The 23,212-nt window shown below is 37.0% G+C and carries 14 protein-coding genes; 4 read left to right on the top strand and 10 right to left on the bottom strand.

What is annotated here, in order from left to right:
- The gene (locus tag BN1354_RS01570) at window positions 1–945 is read left to right on the top strand and encodes a tRNA modification radical SAM protein MnmL/YtqA (protein WP_045090012.1); all 945 of its coding nucleotides are present in this window, start codon (window positions 1–3) and stop codon (window positions 943–945) included.
- Window positions 946–1,014: 69 nt separating this feature from the next.
- On the opposite strand, the gene BN1354_RS01565 is transcribed toward BN1354_RS01570, so the two are convergent.
- The 10 genes from BN1354_RS01565 to BN1354_RS01520 all read right to left on the bottom strand — a co-directional run bounded on the left by BN1354_RS01565 (window position 1,015) and on the right by BN1354_RS01520 (window position 18,917).
- The gene (locus tag BN1354_RS01565) at window positions 1,015–2,313 is read right to left on the bottom strand and encodes a class II aldolase/adducin family protein (RefSeq protein WP_045090013.1); all 1,299 of its coding nucleotides are present in this window, start codon (window positions 2,311–2,313) and stop codon (window positions 1,015–1,017) included.
- A 72-nt stretch (window positions 2,314–2,385) separates the two neighbouring features.
- The gene (locus BN1354_RS01560; RefSeq protein WP_045090014.1) at window positions 2,386–3,654 is read right to left on the bottom strand and encodes a zinc-binding dehydrogenase; all 1,269 of its coding nucleotides are present in this window, start codon (window positions 3,652–3,654) and stop codon (window positions 2,386–2,388) included.
- A gap of 102 nt (window positions 3,655–3,756) precedes the next feature.
- On the bottom strand, window positions 3,757–5,718 hold the full coding sequence (locus tag BN1354_RS01555; protein ID WP_053826032.1) for an SDR family NAD(P)-dependent oxidoreductase: 1,962 nt from the start codon (window positions 5,716–5,718) through the stop codon (window positions 3,757–3,759).
- Window positions 5,702–6,874 carry a PHP domain-containing protein gene (locus tag BN1354_RS01550; protein WP_045090016.1) on the bottom strand — a complete coding sequence of 391 codons (1,173 nt, stop codon included), beginning with the start codon at window positions 6,872–6,874 and terminating at the stop codon, window positions 5,702–5,704. Before BN1354_RS01550 ends, BN1354_RS01555 begins: the two co-directional genes overlap by 17 nt.
- A 1-nt stretch (window position 6,875) precedes the next feature.
- Complete coding sequence (locus tag BN1354_RS01545; RefSeq protein ID WP_053826031.1) at window positions 6,876–9,335, bottom strand: alpha-ketoacid dehydrogenase subunit alpha/beta; 2,460 nt, start codon at window positions 9,333–9,335, stop codon at window positions 6,876–6,878.
- Between the two features lie 189 nt (window positions 9,336–9,524).
- Complete coding sequence (lpdA, locus tag BN1354_RS01540) at window positions 9,525–10,880, bottom strand: dihydrolipoyl dehydrogenase (RefSeq protein WP_053826030.1); 1,356 nt, start codon at window positions 10,878–10,880, stop codon at window positions 9,525–9,527.
- 20 nt (window positions 10,881–10,900) lie between these two features.
- Window positions 10,901–12,235, bottom strand: coding sequence for a dihydrolipoamide acetyltransferase family protein (locus tag BN1354_RS01535; protein WP_053826029.1), 1,335 nt, complete (start codon window positions 12,233–12,235; stop codon window positions 10,901–10,903).
- A 132-nt stretch (window positions 12,236–12,367) separates the two neighbouring features.
- Complete coding sequence (locus BN1354_RS01530; RefSeq protein ID WP_053826028.1) at window positions 12,368–14,716, bottom strand: glycoside hydrolase family 3 N-terminal domain-containing protein; 2,349 nt, start codon at window positions 14,714–14,716, stop codon at window positions 12,368–12,370.
- A gap of 39 nt (window positions 14,717–14,755) precedes the next feature.
- A complete protein-coding gene (locus BN1354_RS01525) occupies window positions 14,756–16,981 on the bottom strand; it encodes an alpha-L-fucosidase (protein WP_053826027.1) in 2,226 nt (741 codons plus the stop codon).
- A 79-nt stretch (window positions 16,982–17,060) separates the two neighbouring features.
- Window positions 17,061–18,917, bottom strand: coding sequence for an alpha-1,3-galactosidase-related protein (locus tag BN1354_RS01520; protein ID WP_053826026.1), 1,857 nt, complete (start codon window positions 18,915–18,917; stop codon window positions 17,061–17,063).
- 336 nt (window positions 18,918–19,253) lie between these two features.
- On the opposite strand from BN1354_RS01520, the gene BN1354_RS01515 reads away from it, so the two are divergent.
- The 3 genes from BN1354_RS01515 to rhaT all read left to right on the top strand — a co-directional run bounded on the left by BN1354_RS01515 (window position 19,254) and on the right by rhaT (window position 23,172).
- A complete protein-coding gene (locus BN1354_RS01515) occupies window positions 19,254–20,744 on the top strand; it encodes a rhamnulokinase (protein ID WP_082331513.1) in 1,491 nt (496 codons plus the stop codon).
- A gap of 60 nt (window positions 20,745–20,804) precedes the next feature.
- Window positions 20,805–22,070 carry an L-rhamnose isomerase gene (locus BN1354_RS01510; RefSeq protein WP_053826025.1) on the top strand — a complete coding sequence of 422 codons (1,266 nt, stop codon included), beginning with the start codon at window positions 20,805–20,807 and terminating at the stop codon, window positions 22,068–22,070.
- 76 nt (window positions 22,071–22,146) lie between these two features.
- Window positions 22,147–23,172: an L-rhamnose/proton symporter RhaT gene (gene rhaT, locus BN1354_RS01505; protein WP_045090024.1), complete on the top strand. Its 1,026-nt coding sequence runs from the start codon at window positions 22,147–22,149 to the stop codon at window positions 23,170–23,172.
- The last annotated feature ends 40 nt before the right edge of the window (window positions 23,173–23,212 follow it).

Raw genomic sequence — 23,212 nt, 5'->3', positions numbered from 1 at the left:
ATGATTTTTAATAATAAACCATATAGAGACTTTTCAGAATATCTTTCCAGCAGATTCCCATACAAAGTTCAGAAAATATCAATAAATGCAGGATTCACATGTCCTAACAGGGATGGATCTAAAGGTCGCGGTGGTTGTACTTATTGTAACAACCAAAGTTTCAGTCCTGGCTACGGGAAACCAACAAGAACTATTTCTGACCAGCTGGCTGACGGTATAAATTTTTTCTCTCACAAGTATCCGGAAATGAAATACCTTGCTTATTTTCAATCATATACTAACACTTATGATCTGCCGGAAACACTAATTGAAAAATATGAGGAAGCTCTCTCATATCCTGGAGTTGTTGGATTAATTGTAGGTACACGACCCGATTGCATGTCGGATGATCTATTGGATTATTTTGAAAGTCTAAGTAAAAAAACTTTTGTTTTATTGGAATATGGAGTAGAATCAACTTTAAATAAAACATTAGAAAGAGTTAACCGTCAGCACACATATGAAGAGTCTGCAGAGATGATTTTAAAAACTGCGGAAAGAAATATACCTGTAGGTGCACATATGATCCTTGGTCTTCCCGGAGAAACTAAGGAAGAAATTATTCATCATGCTGACAGACTCTCCGAATTACCACTTACAACACTGAAACTTCATCAACTACAGATTATTAGAGGTACCGCTATGGCAAAGGAGTTTAGACTCCTACCTGAATCTTTTTATCTTTTTGAACTTGATGAATATATAGATCTATGTGTAGATTTTGCAGAAAAATTAAGTTCTGATATTTATATAGAACGTTTTACTTCTCAGTCTCCCTCTAAGCTTTTAATTGCCCCTGAATGGGGATTAAAGAACTATGAAGTAAGAGAAAAAATAATTAAGAGATTCAGAGAAAGAGGTACTTGGCAAGGTAAACTATTCACTAATAAAGTCTCTGTTATATAGTCTAAAAAAACCTCTGCACAATTTGTTTATTTGTGCAGAGAAAAAATAGTTTATGTTCATTTAATTAACTTATCTCACATTGAAAGCAACTTTCAGATCTTCTATCTCTGAATCGCCTATTGGTTGCAAAGAACCTATTGAAGATGCCATAACTAAAGAGTTAGCAGAAAATTCAGCTACTTCAAGATAGTCAAAACAGTTCAACAATTTGTCTCCAGTAATAAATACACTATCGTTCTCTACAAGAACAGCTCTGTTTTTATTAAACATTTTTGCGACACTGTCTACATCATTGTATATCAATCCAAAATGAATCGATGGAACATCCTGAAGGAAGATCCAACTTTCCGGAATTGTTCTTACATCAAATTTACTACCACTCACTGCATGAGCCATTAGATTAACAGGTTGAGTGCATATAATAGAATTGATATGCGGATTTAGCTGGTATATCCTTTGGTGCAGTGCAACTGAACGACTTGGGGTTTTACCTGCTTCAGCCATTCCATTTTTAATCTGTACTATATCATTTGGTACAATATCCCATCGAGCGATATTACTCGGTGTAATCAGAAAATCATCTCCTCTCCATCTGGTTGAAACAGTACCATACGTTGAAATCATCAAACCTTGGTTGCAAGCTCTCCGTATAATTTCAACCATTTCAGTCCTAATAGCTCTCTCATCAGAAGGATATTCTATATCCATAAAATGCGATACATTTGTAGGAAGATGATTTACATACTGCGAAACCTGCTCATCAGACAGATAATTTACCTGACCTAATCTTTTAGCGTTGATTATAGTGCGACAGCAAAATTCGAGAGTTTCAAAACGCTGATATGCGTCCATCATGTCTGTACCACCCAGAACCACACCATGATTCTCCATTATTACTGCTTTATAGCGGGTATCTTTGAACTCATCTGCAATTTTCTCACCAAGATCTTCACTTCCTGGAGTCGCATAAGGAGCAAAGCCAATATCACCGCAAATATTATTTGCTTGCGGAACTATCTTGGTATCTGGCACTATTCCTGCTATACTAAATGCTACAAGAGCAGGTGGATGTGCATGTATTATTGATGTGATTTCAGGTCTTTCATTATAAATTGCTTTATGGAATGGCAATTCTGATGAAGGTTTGTGTTGACCTAAAATCGTACCATCCCTTTTCACCTGCATTATATCTTTAACTGTAAGTGAACCTTTATCCACACCAGAAGGAGTAATCCAAATATCTCCATTTTTATCTCTAATTGATATATTACCACCTGATGTAGTTGTCATCCCACTTCTGTAAATTCTGTCAATAATCACCTTAATCTGTTCAGCAGGATGCATTAATTTAGTATCTAGTTGTTTCATAATTCAGAGTCAAAATATATATTTCCAATTTTGGAGTGTAAAGATACATAAAATAAGAGAAAAGGGGATTTTTTAACCCCCTTTTGAAAGTAAAAAAGCTTCAGCCTCAACACTCCATAGTCCATCATGTCTTCTGCAGATGTCAGCCAGTTCTCTGAAAAAGTCGTTTGACTCACCCAATTTCCCAAAGTCATCTATAGCAGTCAGTGGCATATCTATGTGAGTATATATAAGTTTCTTTCCCCCTGGAATATTTGGCAAATTGTTTGTAGTATCTGCAACTGCGTTTAATCCTCCAATGTGGGTAACCAAACCAGCAGGATCAAGACCTTTACTCATTACCTCTAAAGCCTCAACCATGTCATTATTGTTCCCGCCACTAGTACCAACTATATGAGTATATGCATAATGAACATTATAAAAATTAAGCATAGCGCTAAAGTTCGTATCATTAGGTCCTGCAAAAAAGTTCAAACAACCATCAAAACCAAGTATTGCATCCCCCTGCTCTACTACCTGTCTAACCGGTGCAAATACAAACACATCGTCAAACCCCTTACCACCTGTTAATTCCCTCAATACCTTAATAGGATCATCAACTTTTCCTGTGTTTATATATAGCAGTTTTATTCCACGCGAAGCTGCAAAATCAGCTGTATATATCATAGAAGCCCTGTCAAGTCTGGATTGATCCACATCAGTTACAACCAACAGCGAAGGTTTACGATCCTCTCTGTGTAGCACATAATTAATAGCAGCCAGACCCATTGGTCCCACACCTGCAAGTATCGCCATATTACCACCTTCCACTATTTCCATCTTATGTTCATAGCTACCCGGAGTAGTGTGATAATTGGCATGCATAGCTCCTATTACACAAGAAAGTGGTTCAGACAGTGACGCAGGATAAAAACCTTCACCTTCGTACTTAAGCAGGCAATCTTTTTCCATTACCTCATTGGGAATTATAACATAAGTAGCATCACCGCCAATATACTTATAGCTATATCCTGGAGCACTCAATAGTCCTACAGGTCCATTTTCATAATAAAGAGCAGGTTGTATAGAAAACTTATCTCCGGTTTTAAATTTATGAGCCCATTTGGGACCAACTTCCAACAACTCTCCTGCAAACTCATGACCAATTATTATAGGGTTATGAGCTACATCATTCGGAATACGTTTATGCTCTGCACCCTGTGATGATGCCTTATAGGAAGACATACATATAGAATCAGACACCACCTTAGCCAATATTTCATCCTCTTTAAGAGGAGGCAATTCAAACTCTTCCAGTCTAAGGTCTTTTTTTCCGTATAAACGTACAGCTCTTGTTTTCATATTATTTTAAGATAAGGCCAATTACCAGTATTCAAGAATATAGTTTTTTATTTCAAAACATTCAATGGATTATTGGCAAATTAATATTGCAGAATATAAAAATCAACTCAACATAATCTGTCCACCTGTGACAGGCAACGCCTGACCAGTTTCACCAGTCTGCTCCATCAGATACAAAATTCCCTTTGTTACATCTTCAGGTGTACATCCTTTTTTCATAGGAACTTTTGAGAGATAAAACGACTTTACATCTTCAATAGTTTTAGCCCCGGGCACCTTACCAGCATTCAGGTACTGAATGAAAAGGCCATTTTCCGGATCACTCCATAAAGGTCCTTCATAGTAATTGCCGGGACAAACAGAATTCACTTTAATTTTAAAAGGTGCCAGTTCTAAAGCAAATGACTGCGTAAGTCCAATTCCACCAAATTTACCACCTGCGTATGCAAAATTTGCTTTACTTCCCTGCAATCCAGATTTAGAATTCACCTGTATAATATCAGCAAAATAGTCACTGTTAGCAAATTCAGTCTGAAGTTTCATAATTTTACTCACAACCTTGGTACAATAGAAATAGGCATTATAATTAATCTTCGTAACAAAATCAAAGTTCTCCCTTGTCATATCCTCCAATCCTCCTGCCCTTAATACCCCTGCATTACTGATAAAGCAGTCTACACCACCAAATTTGCAGACAGTTTGTAACATAAGATTTTCCAGACTGTCAATATCACTAACGTCTGTTTTAACGAATAGAACGCTATTACTTTTAGCAAGATGTATCAGATCATCTGCCGTTTCATTTCCTTTTTCCTCGTTTAGGTCAGCTATTACAATATTAGCACCTTCTTTTATTAAACATCGACCAATTCCTTCGCCAAAACCCTGTGCTGCACCGGTTATAATAATTATTCTATTTTCAACCCTACCAGAAGAGTTACCAGCTGCTATACTTCTGCGATAATTCTCAACCTCCCAATTATCAATAAAATCAATCTGTTCCTGTAACATTGGATTTGGTCCGCCAAAAGACTTAGAAATAAAAGCAACTTTCATTGCATCCTCAAAAACATCCAGAACAACTTCACATTGCTTTGGGTTATCTCCAACTGCCACCAGACCAACACCTTTAATCAATAAAACTTTTGGTATATATCCATACTTTTCGACAAACTCATCAATCAATCTTGAAGATTCAGTCAATATTTCAGTCGTTTCGCTACAGTTTATGAACAAATAGTTCGATTTGCAATAAACAATTTCATCAGGTGTAAATGGTTTATTAATATCCTTCTGATTTTCTTCATTTTCAGCAAAATATTGAATAAGACTATTATTCCTGACCTTCAAAGTCTTCAAACCATTTTGCGACAACATCATCCTGATAGCCGGGATAAAATCTACAATCTTTTTTGGTATTTCAATTTTCTCATTTGGAACATGATCTTTAATAAATGATTCAATTTTCTCAAAAATATCGGAGTAGATTGATTTTATTTCATCTATTGAATCAGCTGCAACAAACAGACCATGGTTTTGTAACCAAATTACATTTGGCTCCTCACTATACAATAGTCTGTACTCTTTCAGCTTATCATTTACCTTTTTAAAAAGCACATATCCCGGATCTGTATATTCAATATACAACACCCTATTACCGAATAATCTTTTAAGTTCAGATTCAACATTAACAGAGCATAGAAGTCCGTTTACTACTGTAGGATGTAAATGTACTACAAAAGGAAAATCGATTACATTATGCAAAGAAGTCTCCACCGATGGCCTATTTCCCTTTGTCAGCGTTGCCTCTGCAAGATCATTTTTCACCTGATCTTCCCTTTCTTTTTCGTCTTTACTATACTCTTTTCCGGTCATAGAGTTAAGTTTAGTCCTGTCAAGAATAGCAAAACCCTCCTCAGTAATTGTAGCTAATGAAGTCCCACTTGCCTTCACCCATATTTTTTCTTCGTTTTTATAAGATGTATTCCCACCTCCGGCTATAACAAATCGTTTGTCACTACCGTAAAACTGAGAAATTTCTATAAGATCATGAATCTCTTTCATCTTGAACAATACTTTTTATTAATTCTTCCCCCAGCTTTATGAACTCATCACGTTTACTGTAATCAGCTTCACCCTCTTCATCAATATATCCCTCCAGACCCTGCGCAACAATATGCTGATGTGCAGCTATAACACAGGCGCCCTCGAAATTAATTTTCTTCAGACGGTCAGTCAGAGGTACACCATCTCTTGCAAAAAGCATAAGAGGCTCCATGACAGGTGAATTATGCTCTGTTCCAAATGTTACAATGAAGCCTTGGTCATAAAAATAACACGTATATTTTTCAAGAAGATTAATATCATTACGTGTAGTAATAAACTCAACTGAATGAATACCTCTTTCTCTAAGCTGCACCGCTGCACCTTCCATATCCCTTTCAAAGTCAGTATACTCACCATTTACATTATCTGCCAGAAAAGGATAAGTTGGTATTCCACCTCCAGCAAGAATAATGTCACAAACACTCTGAAAAGGCAAAAAAACAGAAGGCTCCTCCGGAACATATGCAGCTCCACCAGCTTTTAAGAGCCTTGATCTGATTTCATTTTCTACACCTGCAATATCACTCAATGAGGCACTAAGCTCCCTTCCATTAAATATTTTCCTGAAAAGCAGTAATATTTTCCCTTCATCATTATCACAATTCTCATAAACTTTTTGCCTCAACGCTCTTGCAATATGTCTTTCACGAAGAGACCCCAGAGTAAGATTCACTTTAATCCACTCGAGGTCGAGTTCTATACCAACACTCAAATTATTAAGATAATCATTTAGTCTGTGAAGCATCTCCTCAACCTGTTTGTTGGATTCAATCTCTACTGCTTTCAATTCTGAGGCAAAAGGCTCGGCTATTCTGAAAGGAAAGCTCATGCCCTTACCACTCAGATATGTTCTCCCGGGGTTAGCCGGGTCATTAACCCTAACACCAGCATTCTGGTCCTCCTGATTAAGACTTATAAACTCGATACCAAACAATGGATAGAGCTTTCTTTTATAACAACCTTCTTTCCACTTTTCAAAACCCTTTGCTGTATAGAAGTCATTAATACCTACAACCTTAACATTCTCAGCTACTGCTCTGTCAAGAGCATCATCAATATCTCTGAATGCACTAAAAGAGTACGGAGTGTGTAGATGGGCGTTGACATTAATCATATTATATACCTTTTTTAGACCTTTTAATTAATTCCCCATCTGTAAAATTCTGTCCCGGTATATAACCCTTTAATGGTTGAATCCTTTCATGAATCATATCCAGGAACCAGCTTGGCTGTGGAAAAAAAGCCTCTTCCAGTTCATGTGCCGGTGTGATCCAGTTTCGCGACCCTAGTACGGATACAGGTGCATCAAGATAATCAAAGGCCAGCTGACTTATATTAGTAGCAAAATCATTTAAAAAAGAACCTCTTGAAGTTGCATCACCTGCAATGATTATCTTTCCTGTTTTTTTTACTGACTCAATAACCTTTTCATAATTAAATGGCACCAAAGAGCGTGCATCTATTACCTCTGCACTCATTCCATATTTTTCTTTAAGAACATCTGCTGCTTTCAGTGCCTGATATAGTGTATATCCCACAGTAAGGAAGGTAATATCATCACCTGATCTCTTTATATCAGGTTCACCAAGCTGAATTTCATAATATTCTTTCGGAACTCCGTTTTTATGAAACTGTTCACCTATATCATAAATACGCTGACTTTCAAAAAATATTACCGGATCTGTACCCTGCAAAGCAGCATTCATAAGTCCTTTCGCATCATAAGGTGTTGCAGGGAAACACACCTTAATACCTGGTATATGAGCAACTAACGACGTCAAATCCTGAGAATGCTGTGCTCCGTACTTTGAACCCACAGAAACTCTGACAACCACAGGCATCTTAAGCACATTACCACTCATTGCCTGCCATTTAGGAAGCTGATTAAAGATCTCATCTCCTGCTCTTCCAATAAAATCACAATACATTATTTCGGGAATAACTCTACCACCGCACATAGCATAACCAATAGCAGTACCCACAATTGAAGCTTCAGAAATCGGAGAGTTAAACAGTCGGTGATAAGGCAGCGACTCCGTAAGTCCGTTATAAACAGCAAATGCCCCACCCCAGTCACGACACTCCTCTCCATAAGCTATCAAAGATCCATCTTTATAAAAACGATCTATTATCGCTTCAAAGATGCCATCTCTAAGCTGGTATTGCTTCATTTTACTGAAAGGTTTCCCATCTGCATCAAAAGCAAACCGCTCTTTACCAGCAATTCTTTTCACTCTCGGGTTCTCTTCTAATGGTAAGAGTACCTCCGGTTCATTCTCTGAAAACGAGTCAACTGAACCATTAGAAAACATCATATCACCAATTATATCAGGATTCTCCATTCTTGGCGATATCTTATCATCTATTGATAATAGGAACATCTCATTTACCAGAGTTCTTATATCTTCATTTATTCTATCCAGGTCAGATTGAAAAGACACCCCGGCTTCAATCATCTGTTGTGCGAACCCCTTTATACAATCTTGTCGTTCCCACGCTTCAACCTCCTCTTTTGTGCGATAAGAAGATGCATCAGAAGGTGAATGTCCACTATACCTATAAGTTAGTACGTCAAGCAATACAGGTCCCTTTTTATCTTCAAGTACCTTACGTTTACGTTTATAAGCATCTATCACAGCAAGCGGGTTATACCCATCAACACGCTCAGCATGCATCTGATCCGGATTCACTCCTGCACCAATACGAGCAGCAATATCATAACCCATAGTCTCACCACAGGTTTGTCCTCCCATTCCATACTGATTGTTCATGATATTAATTATTACAGGCAACCCTCCCTGCATATCACCTTCCCATAACTCTCTGAACTGATCCATTGCAGCAAAGGTGATTCCTTCCCAAACGGGTCCGCAGGCCATTGCAGCGTCCCCAATATTAGCCACAACAATTCCATGTTTTCGGTTTACCTTTTTATAAAGAGCAGCACCCACGGCTATATCACCTGAGCCGCCTACAATTGCATTGTTTGGGTATACGCCAAAAGGTGTAAAGAAGGCGTGCATAGAACCTCCTAATCCTCTGTTAAACCCTGTTTTTCTTGCAAATATTTCTGCTAAAGTTCCATAGACCAGAAATCTTCTTGCAAGCTCTTTAACCGTTCCCTCAAAACCATCCTTCACTATCTCATAGATAGCCCCTTCAAAGAAGTTTTCCATTATTTTAGTAAGCTGTATATCATCCAGCTTATGAATTGCTGACATACCCTTTGCAAGAATTTCACCATGGGAACGGTGACTACCAAATATAAAATCATCAACTGATAGTGTCCATGCCATACCTACTGCGGCAGATTCCTGACCGATGGACAAGTGAGCGGGTCCCGGGTGATTATAAGGTGTTCCATTATATTCACCCTTTGTTTTAATAAGATTAAGCATTGTTTCAAATTCACGTATGAGAACCATATCATGGTATATGGCATGAAATTCATCATTAGTGAAATTACCCCTCTCGTCAGATACACTTTTCTGATATTGGTTAACAGGTATAGGTCTGAACTCCACAAAACCCGGTCTCCGAACTTTATTCGGATCTATAGTTTGTACTTTAGGCATTGTATATTGATTTAAAGAATTATTGTTTTTCTATTACAGATAGCGGTAAAAAGATAGAAAATAGGTGTTTTAAGAAAGTAACTCATACAATTTAGAAAGCATTAAAGAAAAAAACTCATCAAACAGAATCATGTTTTTTCTTTATGCTTTCAAATTGATTACATATGGAATAACAATAGGTATCAACTATCAGAAGCTGAAAATAACCTCTTTAAATATTTCGCTTACAGTAGGATGTGGGAAAACAACCTCTTTCATCTCATTAAGAGTCATTTCCTGTTCAATTGCCATACATGCACCATATATTATTTCACTAGATGGGTTCCCTAGCATATGTACTCCAATCACTTCACCATACTTTTCACCAATAAGCACTTTACACATACCGTTTAATCCTTCATTTTCAGCGACAAACCTACCAGAGAATAGCATTGGTAATTTAGCTACTTTATATGCAATATTTTTTGCTTTTGCAGACTCTTCAGTCTCGCCAACTCCTGCAACTTCAGGGTTTGTATAAACTACACCCGGAATCGCATTATATCGCATAATATCTGTTTTCCCGATAAGATTATTAACAACTACTTCACCCTCTCTGCTTGCTGTATGAGCAAGAAGTGAGAAGCCAGTCACATCGCCCGCTGCAAACACACCGGGTACGTTAGTGCGCATTTTATTGTCAACTTTTATACCGTTATATTCTAATTCGATGTTCAGATTTTCCAGTCCAAACCCCTTTGTTACAGGTCGTCTGCCCACACTTAGCAGAATTTTATCACCCACTACTTCATGCGACGCACCATCTTTTTCATATACAACTTTATTACCCTCTACCTTTACTACTTTTGAATTAATGTTAAACTCGATACCTTTCTTTGTATATATCTGACGTAACATTGCTGAAATCTCAGGATCCATGCCGCCAATTATTTCAGGGAGCATTTCAATTACGGTAACCTTGGTTCCCAGGCTATTAAAGAAGCTGGCAAACTCCATTCCAATAACTCCACCTCCAATTACTACCAGCGATTCTGGTCTCTCCGTCATTTCAAGAATTTCTCTATTGGTAACAATTATATCACCTGCCTCCTTTAATCCAGGTATTGGTGGAACAGATGATTCTGAACCTGTGCATATTAGAAGATTTTTACCTATATAATTCACATCATTGCAGGTAACTTCTATACCTTCTGAAGAGCGACCTTTTATTGTTGCTTCACCTTTAACAACCTCCACATTGTTTTTTTTCATGCTGCCCTCTACACCTAGTACGAGTTTACGAACAACCTTTTTCTTACGAGACAACATTTTTCCATAATCGAAACGAATATTATCTCCAAAGACACCGTAACTATCACCATGCAGAGCATTTTCATATGTCTTAGCACTATAAAGAAGTGTTTTTGTAGGTATACAACCTTCGTTGAGACAAACACCACCCATTGCTGATTTTTCAAAAAGTACAACCTTCAGTCCGGCATGACCTGCTCTTTCTGCAGCTACATATCCCGCAGGTCCCCCTCCAATTATAAGTAAATCTATCATATTCTAAATATATGTTTATATTAATATATCAGTTCTAAATTCTCTATCTCAATTGCAATCTGCTTTAAAAAACGGGTTGCCTCGCCCCCATCAAGTGAACGGTGATCATATGTCAGACTCAATCCAATGTGAGGTACAAATGCATAAACTCCGTCACCCAGATCTTTAGGTCTGGGAATTATAGTATTAACACCCAGTATTGCTGATTGAGGAAGATTAATTACAGGTGTAAACATCTCAACCCCGTAATTTCCAAGGTTTGACACTGTAAATGTTCCTGCTTCAGATGATAATATATCAGGATTAACATTACCATTTCTGCATGCAACTGCAACTTCTTTAAAACGGTTTGACAGGTCAGTAATTGACAGATCATCTGCATTTCGCACTACAGGCACCATTAATCCTCTGTCTGTGTCAACTGCTAATCCTAAATGAACCTTATTAAAATAACGTTTGATATCATCCAGGAAATGAGTATTTACCTCCGGAAACTTCTTCAATGCTTTAATAACAGCAAAGCAGACCATATCGTTCAGAGTAATATTTGCTTTTAAGGTACTGCTGTCATAGGCCTCTTTAACCTGTTTGCGCAATTCGAGTATACGACGGGCATCTGCACTCAGGTGATGAGTTAGTTGTGCAGAGTTTTGCAGTGATTTATGCATTGCTTTGGCAATAATTTTGCGCATATTTGATATCTTGCGGTCATAGAAATCATTAGCAGTATCTATATGTTCCGAACTAACTAAATCAGCTGCTCTGTTAGCACCGGCCAGACCTGTGCCATCTGGTACTGGCTGCTTGCCTTCATCAGCAGCTAATCGTTTTGCCAATGGAGTCATCTTAGGACGATTTGATAAGTATTCTAATACATCCTTTTCAATTATTCTACCGTTGGGACCACTTCCTGTAATATTTTTTAGTTCAACTGCTTCTCTGGAAATCAGATTTCTTGCACGTGGTGAGATATTTAAAGATAAGTACTCAGCCTCAGTTTCCTTATTTTGGTTAACAGGAATAATGTTTCCTGTACTAGATTCAGCTATTTGATTAACATCTTCTGATAGAGGATTCACAACTTCATTTTTCTTAACGAGTTCTGATATATCTTCTCCAGCTTCCCCAATAACCATCATATTCTCCAGGACAGGCACTTCATCACCTTCATTAAAGAATAGCTTCAATACAACACCATCAGCTGGTGACACCTCTTCAAAAGATGCTTTATCAGTTTCATAGGTAAAAAGAATATCACCTGCTTTTACTTCGTCACCTGTGTTTTTATTTATCTCTGTAATTATGCAGCTCTCAACCGACTGGCCCTGTTTGGGCATTATTACAATAGTTGCCATTATTAATGAATTTAAGAAACAAAGAAGTATAGCAAAAGTATTCAATTAAGACCTATGTCGTATACAATTATTGATTTTTATGCTATGATTTTTGATATCATGCTCCTCTGCATCAAATGATGTTCACCTTTTTTAATCTATTGTGAAATTACCTTTCAGATGAATGCTATTTGATGAAGATCCTATCATAATTGAAAACTCACCCGGTTCAACTACCCTCATCATATTAGAATCATACAATGCAAGATCGTCAAAAGAAAGAATAAATTCTACTGTTTCATATTCTCCTTTCTTTACATTTATCTTCTTAAAGTCTTTTAATTGAATCGGAGGTGTATATACTGTACTTATATTATCTCGTATGTAGAGCTGAACAACCTCTTCACCATCAAAGTTGCCAATGTTTGAGATTGTACACCTGACTTTTATAATATTATTTTCATTATTAACTTCCAAGTCACTATACTCAAAATTGGTATAACTTAATCCATAACCAAATGGATATAAGGGTGAGCTGCTCTCTTCTACATAATCAGCCTGTCTGCCTAATGAGTAATAAACTGGCAACTGCCCAACAGAGCGAGGAACTGAAACCGGTAATCGTCCCGAGGGGTTGTAATCTCCAAAAAGAATGTCTGCAACAGCATTTCCGCCCTCTTGCCCGGGATACCATGCAGAAAGCAATGCGGCAGCTTTTTCTGATGCGTTATTCATGTTTAAGGGGCGACCCTGAATATAGATGACAATTAATGGTTTTCCGGTATTTGCAATTTCTGATATTAGCTTTTCCTGATCACCCAGCAGGTCAAGACTACTTCTGTCGAACCCTTCACCCGATTCCATATCTGAAATCTTCTCATTGACGGCTCCAGTAATAGTTGCTGCACCTGTTTCAATATATTCAGTTTTAAAATCCCTTGCACTTGATCCTCCAACAACAAGAATAACTACATCTGACTTATTAGCTATATCAACTGCTTCCTGAATGTTGGTTTCAGTTGTATCCCTTATATCACATCCTTTTGTGTAGTAAACAGATGTTTTTTCATTTACAGCATTTTTTATTCCGTCGAGCACTGTAACAATATTACTCCTTTCCTGAGGAGCAGTATAATCTCCCAGTTGGTTATAAATATTATCGGCATTGGGACCAATCACAGCAATTGACCCTATATCTTTTTTCAGTGGTAATATATTATTGCAGTTTTTCAACAGAACTATTCCTTGTCTTGCAACCTCTCTTGACAGTTTAATATGTTTTTCATTTCTGACTTTTTGAGAGGCTTTAATGGTATCAACATATGGATTCTCAAACAGACCCATTTCAAATTTAAGTCTTAATATATTAACAACAGCATTATCAATGTCCGACATAGAGACAAGTCCCTCATCCAAAGCAGAAATAAGATTTTTGCTATACGCATTACCTCCAAGATCAGCATCAACACCTGCTTTCAAAGACAAAGCTGCTGCATGTTTCACAGACTTTGCTGCACGATGAGTTCCTGCAATACCTTCTATACTGCCAAGATCTGAAAAAACAAAACCATCAAAACCCCACTCAACTCTCAATATATCCTTTAATAGATATTTATGTGCAGTAGCTGGTATACCATCAATAGAGTTGTAAGATGTCATTATTGTTTTTACTCCGGCTTCTGCAACCTTTCCGAAAGGCAATAAATGATTCGAGAATAGTTCTCTTTCTCCAATAAAAGCCTGTTGTCCATTATGTCCTCCAGAAGGTATACCATAAGCAGCAAAATGCTTAGGAGTTGAGTATACATGTCTTCCATCTTTAAAATCATTTCCCTGTAAACCATTTACGAAAGCTACACCAAGTTTTGCCGTAAGTACAGGATCCTCTCCAAATGTCTCCTCTACCCTCGACCATCTCAACTCTCTTGCCAGGTCAAGAATTGGACCATAAGCGATATGTGCGCCCTGTAGTCTGGTTTCCAATGCAATAACCCCAGCCATTTCCTGTATAAGTTGAGGGTTCCATGTACTGCCTTGTCCCAGACCGGTAGGAAAAACTGTTGTACCTATAGCCATGTGTCCGTGCATACACTCTTCTGCAAATAATAGAGGAATACCAAGTCTGGTCTCTTCTACAGCAAATCTTTGCAAACTATTCAGCGCTTTGGCAGACAGTTTGGGGTTTAATCCATTTGACAACGTCTTTTGAGTCCATGGATCAGCTCTCAGGGTAGCCCAAAAACCCCCAATGGGAGTTTTTTGCATTCTTTCAATAAAACTTTCAGCGGGAACAGCAGTATGGTCGTCAATCTTTCTATACATCTCCCATCCGGTGGGAAAACACAACTGACCTATCTTCTCTTCCGTAGTCATCCTGCTTAACAGATCTGCTATTCTTTCATCTGTTGTTCTGTCAGGATCTTTATAAAGTTCCTGAGACAGTAGATTTCGACTAACTGTACATAAGAATAAAATGATAATCAGGTGTAATAATTTATTCATTATTATATGTACGTATTATATTCTGGATAATATTATTCGTTACAAGAAATCGATTTCACTAATTGTTACATACTTTTCAACCCCTGCAATACCTGTTACTAACAAACGTATATATCTTGTAGTTACAGGCTTTTCAAAATAGTGTGTGCGTGGTGTAGGGTCATTTATAAGATTACCAAACTCAAACTTCTCAACTGTATCCCAGGTTGTACCATTTTCACTTATCTGAATTTCGCCACTTGCCATCATACCATTAGAATGAAAAGTCTGTGGAGTATAAGTAAAGGCTTTTAACAGATATTTCTCACCCAGATCCAGAGAGATAAATGGATTTTCAGTACTCTCTTCAGATTGCCAGTAAGTTCGTTTAACTGCATCAAATGCATTCAATGCTGGTCGGTTATTCACCTGACTACTAACACCAATCAGCGCCCAGTCTCTTTTTACAACACCAAAATCTTCACTGCGAACAGCACCTCTTGCATTGTTAATGTATGAAGCTGCTTTAAGTGTTTTATATTCAACTTTCAGCGGAGATTCATATTTTGCAGAATTCAGAGTTGGCTCAGAACCATCAAGAGTGTAGTAGACTTCATATCCTGTATTCAGATTATCTGCAGCATTTTCTCCTATTGGATTCCAGTTGAATACAGTTTGCATTGGGGCGATTGTGACCACGCCATCTTTATCTCTACTAAAATCAAGCTGAGGAGGTCTGGTTTTATAATAATGAGCGGAAATATGACTAATTGCAGGCGTTAATCTTGATTCCAAAACACGCACCCTTATTTTACTTGTTGTAACTTCAGGAAATCTCAATATACGCTTGTATCCAATATTAGAAGCAACTGCAATCTCTCTCCATTCATTATCTACCCATGCATCTACAGCATGTTTTTCAACACGCTCACTATGAGTTGCTATGGCCTCTTGAAGCATAATACGATTAATAGTCTTTTCCCCATTCAATATTATAACAAACTCATCGACACCATTTTCCAGTAACAAATAGGTATCCTGGTTTCCGTCAAGCAGTTCAATCGGACCTTTGGCTCCCTCTAATAGGTTTACATCATAAGTCTCACGAATACGACTGCCCACATCTTTTAATACCTCAATATCTCTGGATGAAAATTCACCTTCACGATTTGGTGGAATATTCAAGAGGAAAATTGAATTACCCCCAACCGAACGTTCGTAAATATCAAATACATCATCAGCACTTCTTACCTTTTGATTAGTATCATCTCGATAAAACCAGCCCTCTCTTATAGAAGTATTTGTTTCTGCCGGCTGATAGTGTAGATAGTTAGCATTATATATAATTTCACGAGAACCTAAATCTTCTGCTGTCATATCATGAAAAACAGATGCTGTATCAGGATTAACCTCATAAGCTACCACGTTAATTTCTGTATCTCTTGTGCCACCAGCTTCATTACCACACCATCTGATATCTTCACGACCAAATATTACAGCTTTTGGGGCAAGAGTATGAATCAACTCTCTCCAGGCAGCATAGTTGTAAGTTTGTCCCCCTTTTCTTTTGGGATGTGCTCCATCAAACCAAACCTCATGAATCTCGCCATATTCAGTCAGTATCTCAAATAATTGATTCAAAAAATATTCGTTGTAATCATCAACTACAAACTCAAATTTAGTTTTATTTTTAAAAGGGCGACCCGGAACTTCACGTGGTATAGTCCTTTTTGTGTATTTGCTAAGATTGCCATAGAGTCCGTCTGGATTTTCTATCTGGAATAAATCAGCAGGTGAGAGATAAACACCCAGTTTCAGCCCATATTTCTTACATGATTTTGAAAGTTCTCTAAGTATATCCCCTTTTCCATTCTGAAAACCAGTCGACATTATCCCATGATCAGTATATCGGCTTTGCCATAATACAAAACCATCATGATGCTTTACAGTAAGAATAACCATCTTCATACCTGCATCTTTCATGGAGCGGCACCACTGGTCTGTATCAACGGTTTTCAGATCAAAAACTGCAGGATCTTCCATACCGTTGCCCCACTCCATTCTTGTAAATGTATTGGGACCAAAATGAATAAAGGCAATAAATTCATTTCTTAATGCATCCAGCTGATTTGCAGTTGGAACAACATGTGCAGCTTTATAGATTATCGACTCTTTGGATTCACCTCTTTCTATCTTTATTGTATTCTGTGGAGTAATATTGTTCTGAGAATAGATTTGAAATATCAATAAAAAATATCCCACTATGAATAAAGTATTTTTCCTCATCTCTCTTATCTGTTTTTTGTATCTGAATAATCCTGAATATCTTATATGGTAGTTATAGTTGTCTAAAATGAGTACTTTTTTAATTATCTGATAAAATTACACTTTTCTCATCAGAAAGTTCAACTCTGACATCATTATCTTTATCAAAACCATTTTCAAACTGATTCCCTTCAATTGAGATATTATTTACTTTCTCGAAGAAAAACATATGTTTATTCCAGTGAAACGGCTCAAATTCATTATTTCTGATAACAGAATTATTTCTGAATATAAGTCCATCTGTCGATTTTGCATAAAGGATGGGACTGTCAAACATCTCAAAAGTATTATCTTCTATTACTATCCCTGAATGAAAATATTTTCCCTGATCTTCAAGGTTTGGAATCTCAGGATAAATAGAGATCACCGCATTTGTAAACTGATAATTTGCTGTCAAAGCATTTACAAAGTGATTATTGCGAATTATTACCTCTTTACAAGCACCTGTTTCGAACCAACCGTTACAGTCGCCGCAAAGCAGAATTGCAGTTCCATGTGTATGATCAAACAGATTGTTTTCACAAACAACACGTTTTGGAGTACTAAAGAGAGCTCCTCTTGCCCTGTTATTACGCACTACATTATCTGAGAAAGTAACCTCCGGGGTCCATGTCAGATTCTCTATGCCAAATTTTCCCTCCTCTGAAATCTCCATAGGCAGTGGTTCTGAAAATGTTATTTCAAATTCCTTAGCTCCAAATTCGGTTGGTTTATCAATAGCTTTTATAGATGTTACAGTATTATTACTATTGTCCACCAATTCCATCCTTTCCGACTCTACAAACTGAACCTGATCACCCTCTTCTGCCCATTTAAAACCCCATGCCTGAGGATGCATGTATCTTGCCTGAATAGTATGATCATCTACTCTTTTGGTAATTCTAAGGTAAGTACCATGTACATTAATGGCATCATCTGCCATGGCTTCATAAAGACCATTCTTTGAAATAATTACCCCCTTACAAGCAGAAAAATGTGTTGCATCAGCCTGAGTGGTAAAATATCTCAGATCATCATCACCTCTGAGTGATACATTAAACCCATCAAGCGTTATATTTTCGCTCATTTGAGCCAGCAGACCCATTCCTTCAGCGTAATGTACTGTTACATTCTCAATAAATGTATCAAGGCATTCACTAATAAAAATGCCTGGTGTGGGACGATAATATGATCTTAAAACAAGTCTCTCTCCGGGAGAAGTCTCATTAACCTGATACCACCCTTTAATACTTAATATATTGGGTGATTGCTCGGTTACCGACTCAGGGTTAAAACTTAAATCGCGACGTAGATATGTAAGTCTTTTATCCTCTCTGAATGACATCGAAGCCACAGGAGCAATTTCATATGTTTCACCTACAAATATTAATCTTCCATTTTCTATTCGATAGTTACCTCCGGGGTATATTTCCGCTATAAGCTCATCTTTTTCTTTATTTACTTCGAGTACATTCAACTGTCGAAGCGCCGGCACTTCGAAATCAATTGAAAAGTTTTTAAGTGAAATATTTTTTGAATTCAATAAAGAAAATGGCACCATCCTACCATGAAATATAAACTCTGAACCTTGACCATCTATTGTGATATTATTTAGGTTTTCAAGGGCAAACCCCACCTTTTTTGGATTATCTTGATCGTGATTTGAGATATAATACTCTCTTACAAATGCACTATCCTCATAAAAATGATAAACACCTTTAGGAAAAGTAACAGTAACATGATTATTATTTTCCACTTCCTGTAATCTTGCGATTAATCTTTGTGCATAAATTGATGCATTCTCCCTTGAGTCGGGTTTAGCTCCGAAATCTGCAATAGATAATGTTATTGAAGGATTTTTGCAGCCGGATACAGAAAGAAGACCGATAAATAATAATATTAAATAAGCCTGTTTCATAATTTAATTATTTTAGTTTATGCGCAGTCATTAATTATAAATTAATACAAATATAGTAATCATTTTCTTCAAAATATTTTTATTCTCATTTAAGGGTGTAATATCAAACCTCTCTAATGCAAATTTAGTTCTGAAAAAGAGGTTTCTAAACTCTAATATTCTTCTTATTTAAAAGAAGCTTATAAGAACCAGGTAAGAACAAAGTAAGAACAGATTAAAACCTATCTTATGTTTTATCAAAAAGCACAGTCATTAAATCAATTCTTAAATAAAGCAAATTGATATTTATTGTATGTTTGTATTCGTAATTTATATATTTCATCATTTAACCTCATCATGAACAGTGACATATTACATTATTTTTTAGCTATTGATATTGGGGCCGGAAGTGGCAGGGCATTGCTTGGCACCATACAAAGCGAAAAAATTGAGTTTAGTGAAGTTACCCGTTTTCCTAACCCAATGATCGAAGTAAATGGCTTTATTTATTGGGATATACTTTATCTGTATATCCAGATAATCGATTCTATAAAAAAGGTCAAATCAATGGGTATCGAGATAAAGTCTATTGGAATTGACACATGGGGAGTGGATTATGTCTGTTTTGGAAATGACGGCAAAGCTCTCGGAATGCCATCTGCATACAGAAACACCAACTTAAGAGGAGCTCCTGAAAGATATTTCGGGAAAATTAATAAAGAGAAGCTATATATGAAAACAGGTATACAAATCATGGATTTCAATACTCTGTTTCAGCTTGACACACAATTACATGAAAAAACATCTATAAATAGAGTAATAGATAAAGTTTTGTTTATGCCAGATGCACTATCATATATGTTATCAGGAAAAATGGTAACAGAATATACTATTGCCTCTACATCTCAGCTTCTAAATCCTTATTCAAGAGATTTTGATATGGAACTACTTGAATCTGTGGGACTATCTAAAGATAATTTTGCACCAATAGTCTATTCCGGTACCATAATTGGTGAAACAAACAGTTCTGTAATAAAAGCTACAGGGCAAAGAGGCATTAAAGTTGTTGCTGTTGCAGGTCACGATACAGCATCTGCAGTTCTGGCTGTACCCGCTGAGGATGAGAATTTTGCATACCTGAGTTCAGGAACATGGTCTTTGATGGGGATTGAGTCAAAACAGCCTGTGGTTAACGAAGTTACATATAATCTTAATTTCACAAATGAGGGAGGTGCAGATGGTTCAATTAGGCTTTTGAAAAACATCTGTGGAATGTGGCTCATTGAAAAGTGCCGAAAAGAGTGGGAAAAAGAAAGACAGGTTTCATTTGATGAGATAGTAGAGGCAGTAATGCAGGCTGCACCATACTCTTGTTTTATCAACCCTGATGCACCATGTTTTGCAAATCCCGATTCTATGATTGATTCTATTCAGAAATATTGTAGTGATACAAATCAGAAAGTGCCTGAAACAATTGGAGAGATTGCGAGGTGTATTTATGAAAGTCTTGCTTACCGATACAAGCAGGTGTTACAGAATCTACAAAAATTAGCCGATTTTCCGATACAAAAATTGCATATTATTGGAGGAGGATCAAAGAACAATATGCTAAATCAATTTACAGCAAATGCTATTGGAATGCAGGTAATTGCAGGTCCTTCTGAGGCTACGGCTATCGGTAATATTCTTATGCAGGCAAAAGCAGCTGGTTTGGTGGAGAACAAAATTATTATGAGGGATATTGTGAGAAATTCAACTGCACTTGAATTATTTAATCCTGAAGATGTAGAAACATGGGATAGGAATTACAATAAATATCTAGAAGTGTTTTTGGAGGACAAAGAGTAGACAATCAAAGAACCAATAATATCTACAAAATTAAATCATAACATTGAAAACCATATTTTTATGAAAGAAGAACAAATTATAAAGGCATATGAAGATGCTAAGGCCAGGTATGTTGCATTGGGTGTGAGTGTAGAAGCAGCTGTTGAGAAGTTAAAGAACCTATCTATTTCAATTCACTGCTGGCAGGCAGATGATGTAATTGGATTTGAAAATCCTGACGGGGAACTTACAGGTGGAATTCAGACAACTGGTAATTTTCCGGGGAAAGCTCGTTCAATTGAGGAGCTTAAAAAAGATCTTGAGAAAGTTTTCACTTTAATACCAGGTAAACATCGTATAAGTTTACATGCAATATATGGTGATTTTGGTGGTAAGTTTGTTGATAGAGATAAAATTGAGCCGAAACATTTTCAAAGTTGGATCGACTGGGCAAAAGAGAATGATGTAAAGCTGGATTTCAATTCTACATTTTTCTCACACGAGAAAAGCAGTAGTGGCTATACACTTTCTGATTTTGATCCAGAAATTCGTAAATTCTGGAAAGATCATCTTCGTCAGTGTCGAAGAATTGCTGCAGAAATTGGCAGGCAACAAGGTGATCCATGCATACACAATATTTGGATACCAGATGGGGAAAAGGATAAAACTGTTTCACGAATTGAGCACAGAAGATTGCTAAAAGAGTCACTTGATGAAGTACTTGCTGAAAAAATAAGTACAGATTATCTTAAAGACTGTGTAGAATGTAAGCTATTTGGTATAGGTAGTGAAAGCTATGTGGTTGGATCTCATGAATTCTATATGGGATATTCTGTAGCAAACAACATGACTCTAACGCTTGATGCAGGTCATTTCCATCCAACTGAAACTATTTCTGACAAACTATCTTCTATGTTACTTTTTGTTCCCGAAATAAATCTTCATGTAAGTAGACCGGAAAGATGGGATAGCGACCATGTTGTGATCCTCAATGATGAGCTTCTTGCTATTTCACAAGAGATTGTTCGCTCTGGACAGATGGAAAAGATTCATATAGGTTTGGATTATTTTGATGCATCAATAAATAGGATTGGAGCTTATGTTATAGGTATACGTTCAGCACAGAAAGCAATGTTGCAGGCCTTGTTAGAACCAACAGCAAAGCTCAGGGAGTTTGAAATGCAAAATAAGAATTTCGAACGAATGGCCTTCCTGGAAGAGTTGAAAGCTATGCCATGGAGTGATATATACAACTATATCTGTTATATGCTAAATGTTCCAGTGGGAGATGAATATATAAAGGAAATTCAGAACTATGAGAATAATGTAACTTCAAAAAGAGTCTAATAATTATTGTAAAACCTTACTGAGAGAGTAAAATAAAAAAAGAGAGACATTATTAACCTCAAATATAAATTAATCTATGAACACCTTAATAGGTTTACTGATAATTGCGGTGGGAAGTATGGGCCAATCAAGCTCATACGTTCCCATCAATAAGATAAAAGAATGGTCGTGGGAAAACTTCTGGCTCACGCAGGGAGTTTTTGCATGGCTTATTTTCCCGTTCTTAGGAGCGTTACTGGCTATGACTTTACCCGACATGATTGAAATTTACAGTTCCAATTCTGTTGCCTCATTACAGGCAATCGGTTATGGTGCATTATGGGGAGTTGGGGGATTGACATTTGGACTGAGTATGCGTTTTCTGGGTATAGCACTGGGGCAGTCTGTGGCATTGGGTACAACTGCTGCTCTTGGGACATTGATACCTTCAATGATTAACGGTGAACTTTTCTCACCTAAAGGATTGATACTTCTTTTAGCTGTTGCCGTCACTCTGATTGGAATAGCCTTAGTTGGTTATGCCGGAAGCCTACGCTCAAAGAATATGAGTGAGGAAGAGAAAAGAAAAGCAATTAAAGACTTTGCCTTGAAAAAAGGTCTGTTGATCGCATTATTGTCAGGTGTAATGAGTGCATGCTTTAATCTGGGCCTTAATGCAGGTATACCTATCAGAGAAGCAGCCGTTGCGGGTGGTGTATCTGATCTTTTTGCCCAGAATCCTGTTACTTTACTGGTAACAACAGGAGGTTTTATTACTAATTTAATTTACTGCTTGTATATGAACAGGAAAAACAGAACAGGTGGTGAAATAAAAAAATCATCAAGTTCAGTATTTTCAAATAATATACTCTTCTGTGCATTGGCGGGACTGTTATGGTACTCTCAATTTTTTGGATTGGGTATGGGACAAAGCTTTTTTGAACCTGGTAGTGTTATGATGGCTTTTTCGTGGAGTATTTTAATGTCTCTAAATGTTGTTTTCAGCAATGTTTGGGGAATTATTTTGAAAGAATGGAAAGGGGCAGGAAAGAGAGCTGTAATATATCTGGCTCTCGGAATGGCTGTTTTGATATTCTCACTGATTATACCTAATTTATTCTGAAATTGATTAAGAATCAAAAAAAATCATTATATTTACGATA

It is taken from the genome of Lascolabacillus massiliensis (assembly GCF_001282625.1).
GTDB lineage: Bacteria > Bacteroidota > Bacteroidia > Bacteroidales > Dysgonomonadaceae > Proteiniphilum > Proteiniphilum massiliensis.
Note: the sequence above shows the minus strand (reverse complement) of the source record. Positions and strands in the feature narration are given on the sequence as shown.